Source organism: Gemmatimonadota bacterium (assembly GCA_040882465.1).
In the GTDB taxonomy this organism is placed as follows: Bacteria; Gemmatimonadota; Gemmatimonadetes; order Longimicrobiales; family Gaopeijiaceae; genus JBBEBG01.
On the sequence record JBBEBG010000031.1, the window covers coordinates 51,564 to 71,677 of the forward strand.

The following is a 20,114-nucleotide window of genomic DNA, read 5'->3' on the forward strand; positions in this document are numbered from 1 at the left end:
GGCGCCCGGTCCATTGAATCGGTCCGGCTTACTTCGGCTTCGGTTTCGATGCGATCTGAATCTTTCGGCCCCGGGCTTCGGGACGTTTTTCGATCTCGACCTTGAGCACCCCCTGGTCGAAGCTGGCCTTGATCTTTTCGGCGTTGGCCGTCGCGGGAAGCACGAAAGTGCGCTCGAACGAGCCATACTGGCGCTCCGAGATCCTGACCCGCTCGTTCGACTCCTCCCTCACGACCTTCTTCTCGCCCCGGATGCAGAGCGTGTTCCCATCGGCCTGGATGTCCACGTCTTTCGACTCGACTCCCGGTAGCTCCGCCGTGACGACGTATTTCCCGTCCTCTTCCGTGAAGTCCGCTCGGGGAGCCCACATCGAGGCCCCGCCGGCGGCTTCGCCGGACCAGGGGCTCACGCCCATCCGTTCAAATAAGTCTTCGAAGGCTCCGAGGTCGCGCCAGGGAGTGAAGATGCCGCTCGCGCGGCGGCCCACCGCCGGTACCTGTGCCATGATCCATCTCCTTTGTCCGAGGGGGCCGGAGGCCCCGCTTGGTCGTTCCTGCGGATCGCCGAGGGTGCGCTCGCTCCAGGGCGATCGTGCCCGCTGGATGGCCCCCTACCGTGGAAGGACCGTGCCAGGACGGCGCCCGCGGATCGCCAAGTGTCCGCCCGAGGCGGCCACGCGCCGGCGATTGGCCCCGAGGCTCGGGATGGGCCCCCGGCACCCGCAGAGCGGGTGACTTCCCCAGGGTTTCCGGCGAGTGAACCGAGCGGACAGAATGTCCCGGGGCGGGACGCAAGGGTCACGGTTCCGCACGGCGCAAGCCGGTTCGTTCGGTTCCTCGTCGACGACCCGCACCGAGCACGATCGGCGGGCCGGTGGCACGAGGATAGGGCAGGCACGCAGCTTGCAACCGACGGCACCTGCCCTGGTGCTCGAACCGGGACTGCCGTGCCCTCCAAGACGAAGACCCCCGCCAACCCGGAGTACCGAATGACGCTCGTCAAGGAGATCATGCAAAAGGACGTCGTCACGATTTCGCCCGGTGCGCCGGTCTCGGAGCCGATTCAGAAGCTTGGCACGTCCAAGATCACGGGGCTTCCCGTGGTGGATGCTAAGGGAATTCTCGTGGGAGTCATCTCGTCCCAGGACATCATGCGGCTCGCCGGGGACCTCGGCCAGGTACCGGAGGCGGTGCGCTGGGGACTCCAGGTCGCCGGACCATTCCGCGACCGCGCCGTCGTGGATTCTTCCATCGAGGGAGAGTTTTTCGCGTACTACGTGACCCCGCGGGGCGGATTCGTGGACCTTCGCGACCGGATTCGCGAACTCCCCGGCGACGTCTTCGAAGGTTACTCCGACGAGGACATCATGACTCGTGATCCGGTCACGGTGGACGCCGATGCGACCCTCCGCGAACTGGCGCGGCTTCTCGGGGAGAAGAACATCCGGCGGGCTCTCGTTCTTCAGGCGGGAAAGCTCGTCGGAATCGTGACCGTGACCGACATCCTGAGCGCGCTAGCGCGCGGCTGAGGGGGCCCCCCGGTAGGCGAGCCACTTCCAGGCCTGCCCGACGACCAGCGGTACGAACGAGGCCAGAAGGACCAGCCCCCAGTCTTCGAGTCCGAGGGCGTGGGTCCGAAGGACCCGAGAGAGCGGCGGAAGATAGACCGCCAGGAGTTGAAGGACCACGGTCAGCCCGATCGCGCCCCAGACCCACGGGTTTCCGAAGAAACGGCGGCTTGTCACGACGGGGCCGGGGCTCCTCGCGTTGAACACGTGGAGGAGCTGCGTCATGGCGATCGTCATGAAGGCGATCGTCACCGCGTGATCGCCTTCGACTTCCCAGACATACAGTGCCCAAAGGAATGCTCCGAGGGTCACCGCGGTCAGCATCAGTCCGAAGGCGCCCACGACCGCTCCAAAGCCGCCGGAAAGGATCGCTCCGGCCGGGTCGCGCGGCGGGCGCCGCATGACGTCGGGCTCGGCGGGCTCGACGGCCAGCGCCAGCGCCGGGAAGACGTCCGTGACCAGGTTCAGCCAGAGGATCTGGAGGGGGAGGAGCGGGAGCGGTAGGCCTGCCAGCCCAGCCGCGAAGAGGACGAGCACTTCCGAGAGGTTACAGGAAAAGAGATAGAAGATGAACTTCCGGATGTTATCGAAGATGACGCGGCCCTCCTGCACGGCCGCACCGATCGTCTCGAACCGGTCGTCCTGGAGGACCAGGCCGGCCGTCTCCTTGGCCACGTCGGTCCCGCGCCCACCCATCGCGACCCCGATATCGGCCCTTTTGAGGGCGGGGGCATCGTTGACGCCGTCTCCCAGCATCGCGACGATCTCGCCCCGAGTCTGGTAGGCCCGCACGATCCGGAGCTTGTCCTCGGGAGAGACCCGGCTGAAGGCTGTCACGCGCTCCACCCGGTCGGTCAATTCCGCCTCGGAGAGGCGCATGAGATCGCGGCCGTCGAGCGTCTCATCCTCGGGGTGCAGCACCCCGAGCTCGCGCGCCACCGCGTGGGCCGTGACCGCCTGATCCCCGGTGAGCATGACGGTGCGCACACCGGCCTGCCGGAGAAGCGCGATGGTCTCCTGGGCGCCGGGTGCCGGCGGGTCCATCATTCCAGCATACCCAACGAAGGTGAGGTCGCGCAAAACGGATTCGTCCAGTGGCGCGTCCTCCGTCAGTTCGCCTATGGCCAGGCCGAGGAGTCGGAGCCCCTGACTTCCCAGCTCGTCGTTCCGTTCCAGAAGCGCACGGCGTCCGGTCTCGTCCAGCGGGACCGGCCCATCCGCCGTCATCCGCGCGGCCGAAGCCTCGAGAAGTCGCGCCGGCGCCCCCTTCACGTAAGCCGTGACCCGGCCGGCCGAGTCGCGATGGAAGGTTGCCATGAACCGGCGCTCGGCCGAGAACGGGATCTCTCCCACCTCCGGATGCGCCTCAAGCAGCTCCTCCCGCGACACTCCGGCCTTTCGGCCCAGCACCAGGAGAGCCACTTCGGTCGGATCGCCGCCGAACTCGGGAGCCCGCGCCCCTCCCCTCCATCGAGCCCGATTCGCGAGCACGCCGATCCGGATGGCCAACTCGAGCCCTGGAACCTCCGGGGGCCGAACGCGACGACCACCGATCCGAAATTCCCCCTCCGCGGCGAAACCCCGCCCCGTGACCTCCACGGATCCGCCCGCCGTCTCCACTCGCGTCACGGTCATCTCGGCCGCGGTCAGGGTCCCGGTCTTATCCGTGCAGACGATCGTGGCCGAACCCAGGGTCTCGACCGCGGGGAGCCGTCGGATCAGGGCGTGGCGTCGAGCCATGCGGCGCATGCCGAGCGCCAGCGTGATCGTCGCCACGAGAGGGAGCCCTTCCGGCACCGCCGCGATCGCGAGCGCGAGGGCCGTCTCGACCATCAGCCAGGGATCATGTCCGCGAACGACCCCGAGGACGGCGACGAGCGCCGCGACCCCGACGGCGATCCAGATGAGCCGCTTCCCGAGGGAGTCCAACTGCCGCTCGAGCGGGGTATCTTCGCTCGCCGTCTCCTGAACGAGCTCGCTGATGCGGCCGATCTCGGTGGCGAGGCCCGTTGCGACGACCATGGCCCTACCGGCCCCGGTCGCCGCCAGGGTGCCCTTGTAGACCATCGAGCGGCGCTCCGCGAGCGGTACCTCCTCTCCCTCCGGCGGAGCAATCGGGTCCGCCGATTTCTCCGCCGGAACCGACTCTCCGGTGAGCGGCGCCTCGATCACCATGAGCTCCGCAGCCGAGACGAGGCGGGCGTCGGCGGGGATCGCGAATCCCGCTTCCACCACGATCAGATCGCCAGGCACCAGGTTCCGGGCATCCACGTGGCCCTCCCGCCCGTCCCGCACCACGACGGCCTCCTGGACTACTACGCGGCTCAGCGCATGCATCTCCTGGCGGGCGCGCCACTCGACCCAGAACCCGATGACCACATTGATCGCGAGCACTGCCCCGATTGCCACTGCCTCCAGAACATCCCCCACGAGAAGGGCGACGACGGAGGCCGCGAAGAGAAGCAGGACGACCAGGCTCTTCACCTGTTCGTAGAGGATCCTCCCAAGAGACGTCGGAGGATGAATGGAGAGCGCATTTTGCCCGTAGCGCTCGAGGCGCTGCGCGGCCTCCCGCTCCGAGAGCCCCTCCGGCCCGGCCTCCAGCCGCGCCAATGCCTCCTCGACCGCAAGCCGGTGCCACGGAGTGGGGCCGCTCTCCCGGGTCTCCGCTCCCCTCGGAGCGACAGTCGCGTGGGTCCGATCAGGCCCGCCTCCCGTCACTTACGGCCTCCGGTTCGGGGGGGGTGCGCGTAGGATCCGGGACCCAGCTTCGGGGTGGCCAACCGTTCCCGCCAGGGGCCGTGCGGCGAGGGTCCCTGATCCGCCACGCGGCACGACGCCACTGGCACGAAGTTCGCCGGTCCGCTCTTATCCATGTTCGAGTTCCTTCCCGAGAGAACTCCATGAATTCCGCACGTCACAATTCCCGCCGCCGGGTCGGACCGCCGTGAACCGAGGAGAGGTCGTCTCGATTCGAGGGAGCGTGGTGGACGTCCGGTTTCCCCAGCGCCTCCCGGAACTCTATCACCTCCTCCGCGCCGGAGAGGACGAGACGGTGGCCATCGAGGTCCTGAGCCAGCGGAGTGACGAGGTCGTGCGCGGGATCGCGCTGACGCCGGTCGGGGGCCTCGGCCGCGGCTCTCCCGTCCTGGATACGGGTGGCCCCCTCCGCATCGGGGTCGGAAAGGAGCTCCTTGGCCGGGTCCTCAACGTCTTCGGCGAAGCGATCGACGACGGAGGAGCACTGGAGCTCAGCGAGCGGCGCTCCATCCATCAGCCCTCCGTGCCCCTGGCCGAACTGGGCTCCAGCGCCGGCATTCTCGAGACGGGGATCAAGGCCATAGACCTCCTCGCGCCCCTCGAGCGGGGCGGAAAAGCCGGCCTTTTTGGGGGGGCCGGCGTGGGAAAGACGGTCCTCATCATGGAGATGATCCACAATATCGTGGCCCGCCACGAAGGGATCAGCCTCTTCTGCGGCATCGGGGAGCGAAACCGGGAGGCCGAGGCGCTCTATCGAGAACTCCAGGAGTCCGGAGTCATCAAGGATACGGTCCTCGTCTTCGGGCAGATGGACGAGCCTCCCGGCGCCCGGTTCCGTGTCGGGCACACGGGGCTCACCGTGGCCGAATACTTTCGCGACAGCTTGCACCGGGACGTGCTCCTCCTGATCGACAACATTTTCCGCTTCGTCCAGGCTGGCCAGGAGGTATCCGGCCTCATGGGCCAGCTTCCCTCCAGGCTCGGATACCAGCCCACGCTCGGTTCCGAGCTCTCCGCGCTCGAAGAGAGGATCTCGAGCACGAAGACCACGGCGATCACGTCGGTTCAGGCGGTATACGTCCCCGCGGACGACTTCACCGATCCGGCCATCACCCACACCTTCACCCACCTCTCCGCGAGCGTGGTCCTCTCGAGGGACCGCGCGGCACAGGGCCTCTACCCGGCCATCGATCCCCTCGAATCGGCCTCCAAGATGCTTTCGCCGCGGGTCGTCGGGAGGCGGCACTATCAGGTTGCACGACAGGTGAGGGAGGCGCTCGCCCATTACGACGAGCTCAAGGACATCATCGCGATGCTCGGGCAAGAGGAGCTTTCCCGGGAAGACCAGAGGATCGTGAGCCGCGCCCGCCGCCTGGAGCGCTTCCTCACGCAGCCCTTCGCCGTGACGCAGCAGTTCATAGGGAAGGAGGGGCGCCTCGTCCCTCTCGAGGATACCCTCTCGGGATGTGAGCGAATCCTCAAGGACGAGTTTGCCGGCATTCCGGAGCGCGCACTCTATCTCATCGGCTCGGTGGACGAGGCCTCCGCATGAAGCTCGAGGTCCTGATCCCCTCGCGGGTCGTGGTCCGCGAGACCGTCACTTCGATCGTAGCCGAGGGTCGGGAGGGTGCGTTCGGGATCCTCCCCCATCATGTGGACTACGTGAGTCCGCTCGTCCCCGGAATCCTCACTTACCGCCGGAAGGAGGACGGATCGGAGCGGATTCTGGCGGTGGATCAGGGGACCCTGGTCAAAGTCGGCGACGCGGTGCTGGTTTCCGTGCGTGATGCGGTCCCGGGCGAAGACCTGCTGACGCTGGAGGGGACGGTGGAACAGCGCTTTCGCACGCTGGATCAGAAGGAGCAAGAAGCCCGCGCCGCGCTGGCGACGCTCGAGGCCCGATTCATGCGCCACTTTATGGAGCAGATTGGCCGTGCGGCCGAGTGACCCCGACGCGGGGACTGATGGGGCGGAGGATCGAGCGCGGCGGTCTCGGTTCGAGGCGGCACTTTCACGTAAGGCAGACCGAAAGCTGCGGGCCCGCCGGGAGGGCGATCGGGGGATCTGGTTCGGGCTCGGGATGATGGGGCTCGTCGGGTGGGCCGTCGCAATCCCCACCATTGCCGGAATCGCGATCGGTGTCTGGTTGGACAGAAGGCTGGGAGGGCCGGGCGGAATCTCCTGGACCCTGACTGGACTCGTGATCGGCGTCGGGGCGGGTTGCCTGAACGCCTGGTTCTGGATCGCAAGGGAGATGGAGGAGAAACGTTGACGGACCTCCTGGTTGGCCTTCTCGTCGGGTGCCTTCTCGGCGCCTTCTTCTTCGGGACGCTTTGGATCACCGCTCGCGGCATCCCGCAGGCGAGGTGGCCGGCCGCACTCGTCCTGGGAAGCTACCTCGCCCGCATGGGTATCCTGGGCGTCGCTCTGTATGCCCTCGCGCGCTCGGCCGGCGCCGGCGCGCTCGCCTTCGCGCTCGCCGGACTTCTGATCACCCGGCAGATCTTCATCGCGAAGCTGGCACCCCCCAGGGTGGGATAGGAGACGCGGCCGATGCAACTGACCCCGGACCAGGTGGTTTATTGGGAGTGGGGGTTCGTCACGATCAACGCAACCCTCGTCTTCACCTGGCTCAGCATGGCCGCAATGGTCGCGGCGGCGTGGATTGTCACCCGTACCCTCCAGACCGGACCTCGGGTCGGTCGTGGGCAGATCCTCCTGGAGATCATCGTGATGCAGATGCGGAAGCAGATTGGCGAAGTGGTTCCTGATGACCCCGACCGCTACCTCCCGTTCATCGGCACGCTCTTTCTCTTCATCTCCGTCTCGACGGTCCTCGGCGCCCTTCCGGGGGTCCACGTGGTTGCGGCCTCTCTCTCGACGGCCGCCGCGCTCGCGGCCTGTGTCTTTGCCGCCGTGCCGGTCTTCGGAATCTCTCGCACCGGGGTGAGTAATTACCTGCGGCACTACGTGCGTCCGAGCGCCTTCATGCTCCCGTTCCACGTCATCGGCGAGCTGTCACGCACCCTTGCCCTGGCGGTTCGCCTCTTTGGCAACCTGATGAGCGGGCGGGTGATCGTGGCCATCGTCCTCTCGGTCGTTCCGTTCATTTTCCCGGCGCTCCTCGAGGCCTTCGGGCTTCTGATCGGAATCATTCAGTCGTACGTCTTTGCCATGCTCGCCCTGGTCTACGTCGCCTCGGGCGCCCGCTCACTTCAACAGGAGAAGTCATGGAATCGGTCGAGCTGATCGCCGTGATCTCAATTGCCGTCGCCGGCCTGACCATCGCCATCGGAAGCATCGCTCCGGCGCTCGGTGAGGCCCGAGCGCTGGCCCAGGCGCTCCAGTCCATCGCCCAACAGCCGGACATGGCGAATACGGTGACCCGCACGCTTTTCGTGGGGATGGCCATGGTAGAATCCACGGCGATCTATTGCCTCGTCGTCTCTCTCATCCTGCTCTTCGCAAATCCATTCTGGTCCTACGCGATCCAAGCCGGAGGCTGAGCCCGTGCGGATCGACTGGTTCACCTTCGTCGCGCAGCTCTTCAACTTCGCCCTCCTGGTCTGGCTCCTGAAACGCATCCTGTATCGGCCGGTTCTGGAGGCGATCGCGCGGAGAGAGGAGGGGATCCAGGAACAACTCGAAGGGGCGCGCCGGATCCGGGAGGAAGCGGATACCGAGCGCGAGCAGCTTCGCGGGGAGCGAAACGAGTTGGCGGAAACCGGTGCGGAATATCTGAGGAAGGCCGAAGCCGAGGCCGAGGCCCGCCGGAAGGAGCTCGCGGAGGAGGTTCGGGCGGAAGTCCGTGAGCTGAGGAGGGAATGGCAGGAGTCCCTTCGCCGCCAACGGTCCGCGTTTCTGGAGGAGCTTCGGCGCGCGATCTCGAAAGAGATGTATGGAGCGGTCCGGCGCGTCCTCGAAGAACTCGCCGACGCCGAGCTCGAGTCGCGTGCGGTCCGGGTCTTTCTCGGCCGCCTGGGCGAGCTCGGCGATGACGGGCGAAGGGAGATCGTCGAGGCCGCCGCCGCGGAAGGCGGTGCGATCCGCGTGCGCACCTCCTTCCCCCTCGCCCCCGAGCTGAGGAAGGCGTTGGGAGCTGACCTCGAACGATGGATCGGGCAGCCGCTCGAGCTTCGCTTCGAACACGATCCGGAGCTTTCCCTCGGGATCGAGCTTCGCGCGGGCGACCGAAAGGTCGCCTGGAGCGTGGCGAGCTACCTCGATGCCCTCGAAGCCGAAGCGGCGAGCCGTCTGGAGGCCGAGACCAGATGATAGGTCCCGACGCCGAGACGGCCGAACCACTTTCCGAGGCGGATCTGGCCGGCGCCCTGGGGCAAACGCTCGAAGCGGTGCGCCGCGCGCTGGAGGGCGTTCGTCCGGGGCCCGAGGTGCGGGAAATCGGTGTCGTCCGATCCGTGGGGCGTGGAACGGCTCGCATTGACGGCCTCTCGAGCGCTCGAGCCGACGAAGTGATTCGCCTTTCGGGCGGCGTGGACGCCCTCGTCTTCAACCTCGATCCGGATGAAGTCGGCGTCATTCTTCTCGGTGACGAGGAGCGCGTGGAGGCCGGCACGGAGGCCCACGCAACGGGACGCACCCTCCGGGTCCCCGTCGGAGAGGAACTCCTCGGGAGAATCGTGGATGGACTCGGCCGGCCTTTGGATGGGAAGCCCTCTCTCCGCTCCACGCGAGAGCGCCCCGTGGAGTCCCCGGCCCCGGGGATCCTCCAGCGCGGGCCGGTTCGCGTGCCACTCCAGACGGGGCTCAAGGTCGTGGACGCGCTGGTGCCCGTCGGACGGGGTCAGAGAGAGTTGATCGTCGGGGACCGGCAGACAGGGAAAACCTCGATCGCCACCGACGCGATCGTGAATCAGCGCGACGGGGACGTCGTTTGCATCTATTGCGCGGTCGGTCAGCGCAGCTCTTCGGTGGCCGGCGTCGTGGGGGAGCTTGGCCGTACGAATGCCCTCCGCCACACGATCGTGGTGGTCGCGGCCGGGGAGGATCCACCCGGCCTCCAATTCGTCGCCCCGTACGCGGCCATGGCCATGGCCGAGGATTTCATGGCTCAGGGAAAGGACGTTCTCGTCGTCTACGACGACCTCACGCGGCACGCGCGCGCTTACCGGGAACTCTCCCTCCTCCTCCGGCGCCCGCCCGGGCGGGAAGGATACCCGGGGGACATCTTCCACGTGCACGCGCGACTGCTCGAGCGCTCGACCCGGATGCGGGAGGCGCACGGTGGAGGATCCATCACGACACTTCCGATCGTCGAGACGCAGGCCGGAAACCTCGCCGCTTACATCCCAACCAATCTCATCTCCATTACGGATGGACAGATCTATCTCTCCCCGGATCTCTTCCGCAGGGGTGTACTCCCCGCCGTTGATGTGGGGCGGTCGGTGTCACGGGTGGGCGGCGCCGCCCAGCTCCCCGCCTACCGCGCCGTCGTTCGAGATCTGCGCGTGGCATACGCGCAGTTCCAGGAGCTCGAGGTATTCTCGCGCTTCGCCACGCAGCTCGATGAGGAGACCCGGCGGACGCTGGAGCGCGGGAGGCGCGTCCGCGAGGTCCTCAAGCAGGAGGAAAGGGCGCTCCTGGATGTGGCCGAGCAGATCTCGGTGCTCCTGGCCGCGACGGACGGCGTCTTCGATCGCGTTCCGCTGGAGCACATGGAAGAGGCCCAGGAGGACGTGCGCGCACGGGTCGGCGAGCGCCTCCCGGATCTCTGCCGCCATATTCGCTCGGGGGGCGAGCTCACCCCGGAGAGGGAGGCGGCACTCCGGGAGGTCGCCCTGGAGGCCGTGGCTCCGTGGATCGTAGAGGCTCTCGACTGAGGCAAGGGTGATGACCGACTTCGCGACGCTCCGCAGCCACATGGTCAGGTCACAGGTGGAAGACCGAGGCATTCGGGACCGAAAAATCCTGGACGCGATGCGCGCCGTTCCCCGCGAGATCTTCGTTTCGGAGGGGCTCGCCGAATTCGCGTACGACGATACGCCGCTTCCCATCGAGGAAGGGCAGACGATCTCGCAGCCCTTCATCGTCGCGATCATGATCGCGGCCGTGCGGCCCGCCCCGGGCGATCGGGTGCTGGAGGTCGGGACCGGCTCAGGATACGCGGCCGCGGTGCTTGCCCAGGTAGCCGGCGAAGTCTACACGATCGAGCGGCACGCGACGCTGGCGGAGATGGCCCGACAGCGCTTAGCGCGCTTGGGCCTCGCGAACGTACGCGTTCTCGAGGGAGACGGAAGCCTCGGCTGGCCGGAGCATGCGCCCTACGACGCGATCATCGTGGCGGCGGGAGGTCCCCAGGTCCCCGAGATGCTCCTGGAGCAGCTCGCCCTCGGGGGTCGCCTCGTGATCCCGATTGGACCGACGCCCCGCACCCAGCAGCTCGTGCGCATCACGCGCTCCTCGGAGACCGGTTACGACCGCGAGCGGATGGGGGACGTGCAGTTCGTTCCTCTCGTCGGAATCGCGGGGTGGTCGCCCGAAGTCGAAGAGGCACCGTCGGCCGGCGCGGGAGTCTCGGCCCCCGGAATGGGTACGCGTGCCCGTCATGCGGTCAGCGCGCTCATCCGCGAGACCGCGGAGCCGCTCTCCGACATCGAGTCGGCCGACCTGGACGCGTTCGTGGAGCGAATCGGAGATGCCCGCGTCGTGCTCCTCGGCGAGGCGACGCATGGAAGCTCCGAGTTCTACCGGATGCGCGCACGTATCACCCGGGAGCTCATCCTCCGGAAGGGATTCACGATCGTTGCCGCGGAAGCCGACTGGCCGGATGCGGCCCGCGTGGACCGTTACGTGCGGCACCGCCCGGTAGATTCCGTCGCGTGGCGGGCCTTCAGTCGCTTCCCCTCCTGGATGTGGCGCAACGCCGAGATCCACGAGCTGTTCGAGTGGCTGAGGGAGCACAACACATCCGTCACGGAACCGGAGCGCCAGGCCGGATTCTACGGACTCGACCTCTACAGCCTCCACACCTCGATCGAAGCGGTCCTCGCCTACCTGGACGACGTGGACCCGGATGCCGCAGGGGTCGCCCGCGCCCGATATGGCTGCTTGACGCCCTGGGAGCGTGATCCCGCCGTTTACGGACGCAGCGTGATTACGGGCCGTTACGGGAGCTGCGAACCCCAGGTCGTGGCGATGCTGGAGGAGATGCTGGCCCGCCGGCTGGAGCTCATGGCGCGGGACGGAGAGCGCCTCTTCGACGCGACGCAGAACGCGCGCCTGGTCGCCGGCGCCGAGCGATACTACCGGACGATGTATTACGGATCGGTGGAGTCCTGGAATCTGCGGGACCGGCACATGTTCGAGACGTTGGGGAATATTCTCGCCTTCCGGGGTCCCGACGCGCGCGCGATCGTCTGGGCGCACAACTCTCACGTCGGAAACGCATCGGCGACGGAAATGGGTACGCGCGGGGAGTTCAACATCGGCGAACTGTCGAGGGAGAGCTTCGGCGATGCGGCCTATCTCGTCGGGTTCGGGACGGACCGGGGCACGGTCGCGGCCGCGTCGAACTGGGGCGAGCCGATGCGCATCATGGCCGTGCGCCCTTCTCTCTCCGAGAGCTACGAGCGGCTCTGCTACGACTCGGACGTCGCGGCCTTCCTCCTTCCGCTAAGGGTCCCCGCACGCCAAGCCGTCCGCGAGGAGCTCACGCCCTCGAGGCTGGAGCGAGCGATCGGCGTGATCTACCGGCCGGAGACGGAGCTCCAGAGCCACTACTTCCACGCATCGCTCCCGCGGCAGTTCGACGAGTACATCTGGTTCGACGAAACGCGGGCGGTCGCGTCACTCCCCCCCCGCCCTAGGGAAGGTGTTCCCGACACGTACCCATTCGGATTGTGATCGCCGTTTCGGAGATCCCCAGGCGGTGAGCCCGTGCTGACTCTCGAGCAACTTCGGCGCCAGGTGGAAAGCGCACGCGACTTCCATTCGATTACCCGTGCCATGAAGGCGCTCGCGGCGGTCCGGATCCGCAGGAGCCGTGAAGCCGTGGAGTCTCTCGAATCCTATGCGCGGAGCGTCGAGCTGGGCTTCCAGATTGCACTCCGCGATCAGCCGCGGGCGTTCCCCCTCGTCGAAGAACGGGTCGGTCCGGAGGTGGGCGCCGTCGTCTTCGGATCCGATCTCGGACTCGCGGGCCGCTTCAACATTCGGATCGCCGACTTCGCGCTCGAGCGGCTGGACACCCTGCACCCTGACCGCGGTACCCGAACGGTGCTCGCCGTCGGTTCTCGCGTCGCGAGCCAACTCGAGGCCCAGGGACAGCCGGTTGCCGAGAAATTCGCGGCCCCCGACTCCGTGGACGCGGTCGTCCCGACGGTCCAGGAGCTCCTCGTGGCGATCCAGGCGACGCGAGCGCACCACGGCCTCGAGCGATTCTTCCTCTTCTACAACCACTATCACTCCGGGGCCACCTACCGGCCGCACCTCGTACACCTCCTTCCCATCAACCTGGAGTGGCTGGAGGGACTCCGGGCACGTCCCTGGTCTACTCCGGTTCTTCCCACGTTCCGGGTGCCCTGGCGCCAGCTGTTCGCGTCGCTGGTGCGCGAGCACCTGTTCGTCTCGCTCTTCGCGGCGGCGGCGCGATCCCAGGCATCGGAGAACGCGAGTCGCCTGGCCTCCATGGAGGCGGCCGAGCGCCGGATCGAGGAGCGGCTTGCCGACCTGAGGGAGCGGTTCAACCGGCGTCGGCAGGACGGGATTACCGCCGAGCTCATGGACCTCGTGACCGGATTTCTGGCGCTGGAGGAGGAGGGGGAGGAGGGCGCGACGTGAGGGAAAACCCACCCGGCCCGGGACGTGGCGCCGGAGGCGAGCGGTCAGAGTTCCAGTTCCGTGTCCTCCCGCATCCGTCGAATGAGGCCACGGTGAAGCCACCAGAAGTAACCCGTCATGGACCCGACCCATGCGGCCGTGCCCAGCAACACCTCAGGCCAATCCAAGACGCGTCCGATCTCGACCCCAAACACGCCGAAGACGGTTACGGAATAAACGGTAGCCGCAATCAGGATCATGAGGGAGAAGTACCAGAAGAAACGGTGGTGCTCCGACTCATAGATCTGGACAGCCGCGATGAGCCCGACGGCGAGCGACCCCACGAGATGCACGCCGTTGTATGCGAGCACGGGAGCCGGCCCCACGACGAATTGAGTGGACGCGTCCGCACCGTAGAACAAGACGGCTCCCATCGCCGCGGCCGTGTTAAGGACCGAGCGGCCCTGGAGCGCGTTTAGGAAGGCCAGCACCGCCACGACGGATGAGTAGGCGGCCACTCCCCCCAACATCCCTTCCTTCAGGATTTTTCCGACGTTCTTCGGCATTGCTCAGTCCCTTCCCGTCTTCGCGGACCCGACGTTCATTCCCCAGCACGACTGAACTACAGGGAGGTCAGGTAGGCCACGATGTCAAGCCACTCCCTCACGGTCATGACTTCGCTCCAGTCCCCCATCCGTGAGCGCCCATCCCGTTGTACGCCCTCGAGGTCGTCGGGAATCTCATGCGAAGGGGCGAGGATGGACTCAGCCAGCTCGTCGGCGGGCTTCTGAACGACTTCGGGGCCCAAAGGCACCGGAACAGGCGGCGTAGCGTGCGGGGGCGGGAAAGTCTCGCCGGGCACTTCATGGCAGGCGTAGCATTGCATCGCCTCGAAAGCCACGCGGCCCGCCGCGGCATCGCCCTCCGGAAGGTAAAGGCGCGCTTCCCCGGTCGAGCAAGCCACGGAGGAGCTCAGGGCGAGGCAGATGAGTGACACGGCCAGGGGCCTCGACGTCATGATGACCTTCCTGGTTGCGGAATCTCCACGGGGACCTTCGAAGCACGATGACAGGTCTTGGAAGCGAGACACGTGCCAGAGGGGTTGCAAGGGGAAGTTGAGTCTCGCATCGTCCCGGAGGGCCATCCTGCGGAGAGGCTAAGGTGTCGTCCACCGAATCTGGGGGACAATCCGTCCCGCCAAGGAGACGAAGCGCCCCCACGGAACCAGGTCGGACGATTGAGTGCGTGATTGGGCGGCTTCGGCTGCGGGCACGGGGGTTGCAACTGGCGTCGCGCCACTGGGAACTTGCCCAACTTCGCCCGTTGCCTCGCTCGGAGTCTCCATCATGACCTCCCCCCCGCCCGGCTCGGCTCCGAGCGGCACTTCGGTGCGTGTCGCGGCGGCCACGCTCCTGGGCATCCACGGGGCTCTTGTCGTCCTTGACTCCGTTTTCGGACCCCCGAGCTTGGGAGGAGCCGTGACCGGAGAAGTGACGCTGGCCGTTCTCCACTTCCTGGTCGTCCTGGCCGTCGCAGGGAGTCTCTCTCGCGGCCGCCCCTGGGCCTGGTGGGTGGCCCTGGGCCTGACGCTGCTCGGACTCTTCTTTCTGGTCCCTCTCGCGATGGGAGTGCTCCTTGGAGGGGGCACAGAGCTCGCCCGCAATGCCTGGGAGCTCGCGCTGGTTCTGGGGTCCCCGGCCGCCCTCGTCATCGTTTTCGCGCTCCTGACCACGCATCGCGGAGCATGGCTCCTCCCGCGCCCCGGGCCGCCGCCGAGCGGAGAGGACGGACATTGATCGCAGGGCGGGCGAAGGAGGACGGAAGAGCCGGCGTCTGGGCGGAGGCGCGGGAGATGCTCGACGGCCTCCCCGGCGGCCGGGGGCTGAACATCGCTTACGAGGCCGTGGACCGGCACGCGACCGGACCATGGGCCGACAAGGTGGCGGTGCGCTTCCTGACGAAAACCGGGAGCGTGCGCCAGATGACATACCGTTCGCTTTCCGAAGAGTCGAATCGCTTCGCCGACCTCCTCCGCTCCCTCGGCGTGGCCCCGGGTGCGGCCGTCTTTCTTCTGGCCGGGCGCATTCCGGAACTCCACATCGCCGCCCTCGGCGCCCTGAAGGCGCGCACGGTCGTCTGCCCGCTCTTCTCCGCGTTCGGACCCGAGCCCATCCGGGCCCGGATGGAGATCGGCGATGCCCGGGTTCTCGTAACGACTCCGTCCCTCTTCCGACGCAAAGTGGCGGGGTGGCGTCATGCCCTACCGGGTCTCGACCACGTCCTCCTCGCGGGCCCCGCCGGGGAAGCAGAGGGGATCCCTGGAACCGAGGGCCTCGCGACTCGAATGGCCGAAGCCGACAAGCGCTACGAGATCGAGCCGACCGACCCGGAGGAGCCGGCGCTTCTCCACTTCACGAGCGGGACGACGGGGGCACCCAAGGGGGCGGTTCACGTTCACGAGGCGGTCGTCGCGCACCACGCGACGGGCCAGCGCGCCCTAGATCTCCGCGCGGACGATATCTTCTGGTGCACTGCGGATCCGGGATGGGTGACCGGTACATCCTACGGGATCGTCTCCCCCCTGACGAACGGCGTCACGAGTGTCGTGGACGAACGGGAATTCGAGGCCGAACGCTGGTATCGGACGCTGGAGGAAGAACGCGTCACAGTCTGGTACACGGCCCCGACGGCCATCCGAATGCTCATGAAGGCAGGGGACGACCTTCCGAAGCGCTTCGACCTCTCCCTGCTTCGATTCGTAGCCAGCGTCGGCGAGCCCCTCAATCCCGAGGCGGTGATCTGGGGCCGCGACGTCCTGGGCCACCCGATCCACGACAACTGGTGGCAGACGGAGACGGGCGGCATCATGATCGCAAACGTCCAGGGGACGGAGATTCGTCCGGGTTCCATGGGTCACCCGCTCCCCGGAGTCGGCGCCGCCGTCGGGAAGCGAGAGGACGGAAAGTTGAAGCTGCTGGAGGAACCCGATGCGGTAGGGGAGCTCGTCCTCCGTAAGGGATGGCCCTCGATGTTTCGGGGTTACCTCCACCAGGAGGGGCGTTACCGAGCCTGCTTCGCCGGAGACTGGTATCTGACGGGAGACCTCGTCCGCCGTGACCAGGACGGCTATTTCTGGTTCGTGGGGCGTGCCGACGACGTCATCAAGTCGTCGGGACACCTGATCGGACCTTTCGAGGTGGAGAGCGTGCTCGTCGAGCACCCCGCCGTGGCCGAGGCCGCCGTCATCGGAAAGCCGGATCCTGTCGCGGGGGAGATCGTAAAGGCCTTCGTCTCGCTCCACGCGGGGCACGCGAACAACGAGGAATTGCGGCTGCAGATTCTCGGACACGCGCGAGCTCGCCTCGGGGCGGCCGTCGCACCCAAGGAGATCGCCGTGGTGGCCGACATTCCCAAGACACGGAGCGGCAAGATCCTTCGCCGCCTGCTGAAGGCGCGCGAGCTCGGCCTCCCTGAAGGGGACACCTCGACTCTCGAGGGCACGCCATGACGTTTCCCCCTTCCCCGCCGCTTCCGGAGCGCGAACACGGCCTCGAGCTCCTCAGGAGCATGATCCTCGTGCGCCGCTTCGAGGAGAAGTGCGCCGAGTTATACGGAAAGGAAAAGATCCGAGGATTCCTCCACCTATACATCGGAGAGGAAGCGGTCGCGGCAGGGTCGGTGCCGATCCTCGGTCCCGAGGACTCCCTGGTCGCCACGTACCGCGAACACGGCCACGCTCTCGTTCGTGGAGTGCCGCCCGGCCGGGTGATGGCAGAGATGTACGGAAAGATGGAAGGGTGCGCGCGCGGACGAGGTGGATCCATGCACATCTTCGATGCCGAAGCCCGGGTCTTCGGTGGCAACGCGATCGTCGCCGGCGGTCTCCCGGTCGCGGTCGGGCTCGCCCTGGCGGCGCGCATGCTCGGCGAAAACCGTGTTACGGCCTGTTATTTCGGCGAGGGTGCGGCGGCGGAGGGGGCCTTCCATGAGTCCATGAATCTGGCTGCTCTCTGGGATCTTCCGGTCCTCTTCTGCTGCGAGAACAACCTCTACGCGATGGGAACCGCGCTCGCGATCTCCCAGTCCGAGACCGATCTCGCGCTCAGGGCCGCAGGGTACAGGATTCCCGCTTGGGCGGTGGACGGGATGGACGTCCTCGCCGTCGAGGACGCGATGCGGCGGGCCGTGGAGGCCGTGCGCGGCGGAGGGGGGCCCCACTTCCTCGAGTTCCGGACGTACCGATTCCGCGCCCATTCCATGTTCGATCCCGAGTTGTACCGAACGAAGGAAGAAGTGGCGCGGTGGAAGGAGCGGGACCCCATCGCCCTCTTCGTGGAACGGCTGCGCGCGGCCGACTTGATCGAAGAGGCCCGGGCGAAGGAAATCGAGGCGGAGGTGGTGGCCGAGGTGGAGGAAGCGGTTCGCTTTGCCGAGGCGGGGAGTTGGGAGCCCGTCGAAGAACTCTCGCGATTCGTATACAGCGAGCGGCCAGCGGCCGCGGCGGAAGGCCGATGAAGACGACCTATCGGGAAGCGGTGCGGGAGGCGATTCGCGAAGCGATGAATCGCGACGCCCGCGTCTTCCTGATGGGAGAAGATGTGGGCCATTACGGCGGGTGCTACGCCGTGAGCAGGGGACTCCTCGAGGAGTTCGGCGAGGACCGCATTCGCGATGCGCCGCTCTCGGAGGCGGGATTCGTAGGCGCGGGGATCGGCGCGGCGCTCGGGGGCATGCGCCCCATCGTAGAGGTGATGACCGTGAACTTCAGCTTCCTCGCCCTCGATCAGATCGTGAACAACGCGGCGACGCTTCTCCACATGTCGGGAGGCGCGCTAAACGTCCCCCTCGTGATCCGGATGGCGACGGGGGGTGGCCGCCAGGTCGCGGCACAGCACTCGCGGAGCCTCGAGGGCTGGTACGCGCACATTCCCGGGCTCAAGATCCTGACCCCGGCGACACTCGAGGACGCGCGGGGGACGCTCTGGACGGCGCTCGAGGATCCGGATCCAGTCCTCATCTTCGAGCACGTCCTTCTCTACAATCTGGAGGGCGAGCTTCCCGACGACGCGGGACCCGTCCCTATAGACCGGGCCGCGATCCGTCGCGACGGAACGGACGTGAGCCTCATCACCTATGGGGGGAGCCTCCCGAAGGCGCTCGCGGCCGCGGAGCGCCTGGCCGAAGAAGGGGTGTCGGCCGAAGTCCTCGACCTCCGCACCCTCCGGCCCCTCGACACGGAGGCGATCCTGGAGACCGTCGAAAAGACCCACCGCGCAGTGATCGTGGACGAGGGGTGGCGGAGTGGCAGTCTTTCCGCCGAGATCAGCGCGCGCATCACGGAGGGCGCCTTCTACGAGTTGGATGCCCCGGTCGCCCGCGTCTGCGGAGCCGAGGTGCCCACCCCTTACCCGAAGCATCTGGAGGCCGCCGCGCTCCCGCAGGTCGAGGGGATCCTCGAAGCGGCGCGGAGCGTGCTTCCGGCGGGGCGCGGAGCGCGGGGATGAGCGGCCACTATCTCATGCCCTCTCTGGGCTCCGGGATGACTTCCGGCCGGGTTCTCGAGTGGTATGTGAAGCCGGGACAGGCGGTGCACCGGGGCGAGGTGATCGGCCTCGTGGATACCGACAAGGGTGCCATCGAGATCGAAGTGTGGGAGGACGCCGAGGTGACCGAGATCCTCGCGCCCCCGGGGACGACGGCGGACGTCGGGACACCGCTCCTCGCCCTGAGTCCTCCCGGCACAGCAGAGCCCGTGACCGACGCACCATCCGAGATCGCTGCGGGCCCCTCCCGACCGAAGGCGAAGACCCCGGCCCCGAAGCGCCCACCGGGGCCCAGGGCCCGCAAGGTGCGCGTGACACCCGTCGCGAGGAAGCGCGCCGAAGAGCTCGGACTCGACCCGGAGAGCCTCACGGGGACCGGTCCCGGCGGCGCGGTGAGCCTCGCCGACGTGGACGCAGCAGCCGGAACCCCGGAGGGCGCCCCGGCGGAGCCTTCCGACGCGGTGGCGAAGCCGGCCGCGGCCGTGGAGGCTCCCGTTGCCCCGTCCGCAGATGAAGGGGACCGGCATCGGGCCATGCGGCACGCGATCGCAGCGGCGATGACCCGTTCGAAGCGGGAGATCCCCCACTACTATTTGGCCACCTCGGTCTCCGTGGAGCGCGCGCTCGACTGGATCGAGAAAACGAACGTGGACCGGGCCCCGGCCGATCGGATCCTCACCGCCGCCCTCCACCTGAAGGCCGTCGCCCGCGCGCTCGAGGAGTACCCGGAGTTGAATGGCTTCTGGGAGAACGACTCACTTCGGATGGCGGACGCGGTCCATCCCGGTCTCGCGATCTCCCTCCGCGGCGGCGGCCTCGTCGCCCCGGCGATCCACGACGTTCTCGCAAGAAGCCTGGATGAGATTTCCGCCGCCATCCGAGACGTCGTACAGCGAGCGCGGGCGGGGCGGCTCCGCGGATCGGAGGTAACCGATGCGACGGTCACGGTGACGAGCCTCGGGGATCGGGGTGTCGAGACGGTCTTCGGCGTCATCTATCCGCCCCAGGTCGCGATCGTCGGTGTGGGGCGGGCCCTGGAGCGTCCCTGGGCCGAAAGTGGGATGCTCGACGTGCGGCGGGTCGTTCAGCTGACCCTCGCCGCGGATCATCGCGCGAGTGATGGCCACCGCGGAGGGCTCTTCCTCGAGCGCGTCGCAGAGCTGCTCCAGACTCCGGAGTCCCTGTGACTCCGACCAACGAAGATCGTGTCCGCGTCGCCGTACGTGCCGCCCTTCACCGGATCGCGCCCGAGGTGGACTTCGACGGGATCGATCCGGCGGCAGAGCTTCGAGAAGAAGCGGACCTCGACTCGGTGGATCTCCTGAATCTCGCCGTCATCCTCGACGAGTCGCTGAAGGTGGCGATCCCCGAATCTGACTACGAACAGGTGGCAACGCTCGAAGGGATGACTCGGTACCTCGCGGGTCGCCTCTCTTCCGAGCCCTGAGGCCGGAGGGCGCGGATAC

At 67.4% G+C, this 20,114-nt stretch carries 21 protein-coding genes; 17 read left to right on the plus strand and 4 right to left on the minus strand.

The genetic code is table 11. The features are described from left to right. Nucleotides 1-28: 28 nt before the first annotated feature. Nucleotides 29-505: an Hsp20/alpha crystallin family protein gene (locus WEG36_11575; GenBank protein ID MEX1258247.1), complete on the minus strand. Its 477-nt coding sequence runs from the start codon at nt 503-505 to the stop codon at nt 29-31. Nucleotides 506-988: 483 nt separating this feature from the next. Here WEG36_11575 and WEG36_11580 point away from each other — a divergent pair, with 483 nt between their 5' ends. After that, the gene (locus WEG36_11580) at nt 989-1,528 is read left to right on the plus strand and encodes a CBS domain-containing protein (GenBank protein MEX1258248.1); all 540 of its coding nucleotides are present in this window, start codon (nt 989-991) and stop codon (nt 1,526-1,528) included. Here WEG36_11580 and WEG36_11585 read toward each other — a convergent pair. Then, complete coding sequence (locus WEG36_11585; protein ID MEX1258249.1) at nt 1,514-4,288, minus strand: cation-transporting P-type ATPase; 2,775 nt, start codon at nt 4,286-4,288, stop codon at nt 1,514-1,516. The genes WEG36_11580 and WEG36_11585 overlap by 15 nt on opposite strands. A 226-nt stretch (nt 4,289-4,514) precedes the next feature. On the opposite strand from WEG36_11585, the gene atpD reads away from it, so the two are divergent. From atpD to WEG36_11635, 10 genes are read left to right on the plus strand one after another with little or no spacing between them, the layout of a single operon-like run. Continuing rightward, nucleotides 4,515-5,879, plus strand: a complete 1,365-nt coding sequence (gene atpD / locus WEG36_11590) for a F0F1 ATP synthase subunit beta (GenBank protein MEX1258250.1) — start codon at nt 4,515-4,517, stop codon at nt 5,877-5,879. Then, complete coding sequence (locus WEG36_11595) at nt 5,876-6,274, plus strand: F0F1 ATP synthase subunit epsilon (protein ID MEX1258251.1); 399 nt, start codon at nt 5,876-5,878, stop codon at nt 6,272-6,274. The genes atpD and WEG36_11595 overlap by 4 nt, the downstream gene beginning before the upstream one ends. Beyond that, nucleotides 6,261-6,599, plus strand: coding sequence for an AtpZ/AtpI family protein (locus WEG36_11600; protein ID MEX1258252.1), 339 nt, complete (start codon nt 6,261-6,263; stop codon nt 6,597-6,599). Before WEG36_11595 ends, WEG36_11600 begins: the two co-directional genes overlap by 14 nt. Further along, nucleotides 6,596-6,868 carry an ATP synthase subunit I gene (locus WEG36_11605; protein ID MEX1258253.1) on the plus strand — a complete coding sequence of 91 codons (273 nt, stop codon included), beginning with the start codon at nt 6,596-6,598 and terminating at the stop codon, nt 6,866-6,868. The genes WEG36_11600 and WEG36_11605 overlap by 4 nt, the downstream gene beginning before the upstream one ends. A gap of 12 nt (nt 6,869-6,880) precedes the next feature. Continuing rightward, the gene (locus WEG36_11610) at nt 6,881-7,576 is read left to right on the plus strand and encodes a F0F1 ATP synthase subunit A (GenBank protein ID MEX1258254.1); all 696 of its coding nucleotides are present in this window, start codon (nt 6,881-6,883) and stop codon (nt 7,574-7,576) included. Further along, entirely contained in the window at nt 7,558-7,833 is a 276-nt protein-coding gene (locus WEG36_11615) for a F0F1 ATP synthase subunit C (protein MEX1258255.1), read from the plus strand. The genes WEG36_11610 and WEG36_11615 overlap by 19 nt, the downstream gene beginning before the upstream one ends. Nucleotides 7,834-7,837: 4 nt before the next feature. Next, on the plus strand, nt 7,838-8,602 hold the full coding sequence (locus tag WEG36_11620; protein ID MEX1258256.1) for a F0F1 ATP synthase subunit delta: 765 nt from the start codon (nt 7,838-7,840) through the stop codon (nt 8,600-8,602). Then, nucleotides 8,599-10,167: a F0F1 ATP synthase subunit alpha gene (locus tag WEG36_11625; GenBank protein ID MEX1258257.1), complete on the plus strand. Its 1,569-nt coding sequence runs from the start codon at nt 8,599-8,601 to the stop codon at nt 10,165-10,167. Before WEG36_11620 ends, WEG36_11625 begins: the two co-directional genes overlap by 4 nt. Nucleotides 10,168-10,177: 10 nt before the next feature. Continuing rightward, the gene (locus WEG36_11630; GenBank protein MEX1258258.1) at nt 10,178-12,190 is read left to right on the plus strand and encodes a protein-L-isoaspartate(D-aspartate) O-methyltransferase; all 2,013 of its coding nucleotides are present in this window, start codon (nt 10,178-10,180) and stop codon (nt 12,188-12,190) included. Between the two features lie 33 nt (nt 12,191-12,223). Beyond that, entirely contained in the window at nt 12,224-13,126 is a 903-nt protein-coding gene (locus WEG36_11635; protein ID MEX1258259.1) for a FoF1 ATP synthase subunit gamma, read from the plus strand. A gap of 44 nt (nt 13,127-13,170) precedes the next feature. Here the strand turns inward: WEG36_11635 and WEG36_11640 are convergent, their stop codons facing one another. Both WEG36_11640 and WEG36_11645 read right to left on the minus strand, forming a co-directional pair. Beyond that, nucleotides 13,171-13,671 carry a hypothetical protein gene (locus tag WEG36_11640; protein MEX1258260.1) on the minus strand — a complete coding sequence of 167 codons (501 nt, stop codon included), beginning with the start codon at nt 13,669-13,671 and terminating at the stop codon, nt 13,171-13,173. Between the two features lie 56 nt (nt 13,672-13,727). Next, nucleotides 13,728-14,123, minus strand: a complete 396-nt coding sequence (locus tag WEG36_11645) for a c-type cytochrome (GenBank protein MEX1258261.1) — start codon at nt 14,121-14,123, stop codon at nt 13,728-13,730. A 328-nt stretch (nt 14,124-14,451) separates the two neighbouring features. Between WEG36_11645 and WEG36_11650 the strand changes: the two genes are divergently transcribed. From WEG36_11650 to WEG36_11675, 6 genes are read left to right on the plus strand one after another with little or no spacing between them, the layout of a single operon-like run. Continuing rightward, nucleotides 14,452-14,901, plus strand: coding sequence for a hypothetical protein (locus tag WEG36_11650; protein ID MEX1258262.1), 450 nt, complete (start codon nt 14,452-14,454; stop codon nt 14,899-14,901). After that, entirely contained in the window at nt 14,850-16,613 is a 1,764-nt protein-coding gene (acsA, locus tag WEG36_11655; GenBank protein MEX1258263.1) for an acetate--CoA ligase, read from the plus strand. Before WEG36_11650 ends, acsA begins: the two co-directional genes overlap by 52 nt. Further along, a complete protein-coding gene (gene pdhA, locus WEG36_11660; GenBank protein MEX1258264.1) occupies nt 16,610-17,620 on the plus strand; it encodes a pyruvate dehydrogenase (acetyl-transferring) E1 component subunit alpha in 1,011 nt (336 codons plus the stop codon). Before acsA ends, pdhA begins: the two co-directional genes overlap by 4 nt. Beyond that, the gene (locus WEG36_11665; GenBank protein ID MEX1258265.1) at nt 17,617-18,609 is read left to right on the plus strand and encodes an alpha-ketoacid dehydrogenase subunit beta; all 993 of its coding nucleotides are present in this window, start codon (nt 17,617-17,619) and stop codon (nt 18,607-18,609) included. Before pdhA ends, WEG36_11665 begins: the two co-directional genes overlap by 4 nt. Further along, entirely contained in the window at nt 18,606-19,835 is a 1,230-nt protein-coding gene (locus WEG36_11670; GenBank protein ID MEX1258266.1) for a dihydrolipoamide acetyltransferase family protein, read from the plus strand. Before WEG36_11665 ends, WEG36_11670 begins: the two co-directional genes overlap by 4 nt. Beyond that, nucleotides 19,832-20,095 (plus strand): acyl carrier protein, encoded by a 264-nt coding sequence (locus tag WEG36_11675; GenBank protein MEX1258267.1) that lies wholly within the window; start codon nt 19,832-19,834, stop codon nt 20,093-20,095. The genes WEG36_11670 and WEG36_11675 overlap by 4 nt, the downstream gene beginning before the upstream one ends. Nucleotides 20,096-20,114: the final 19 nt, after the last annotated feature.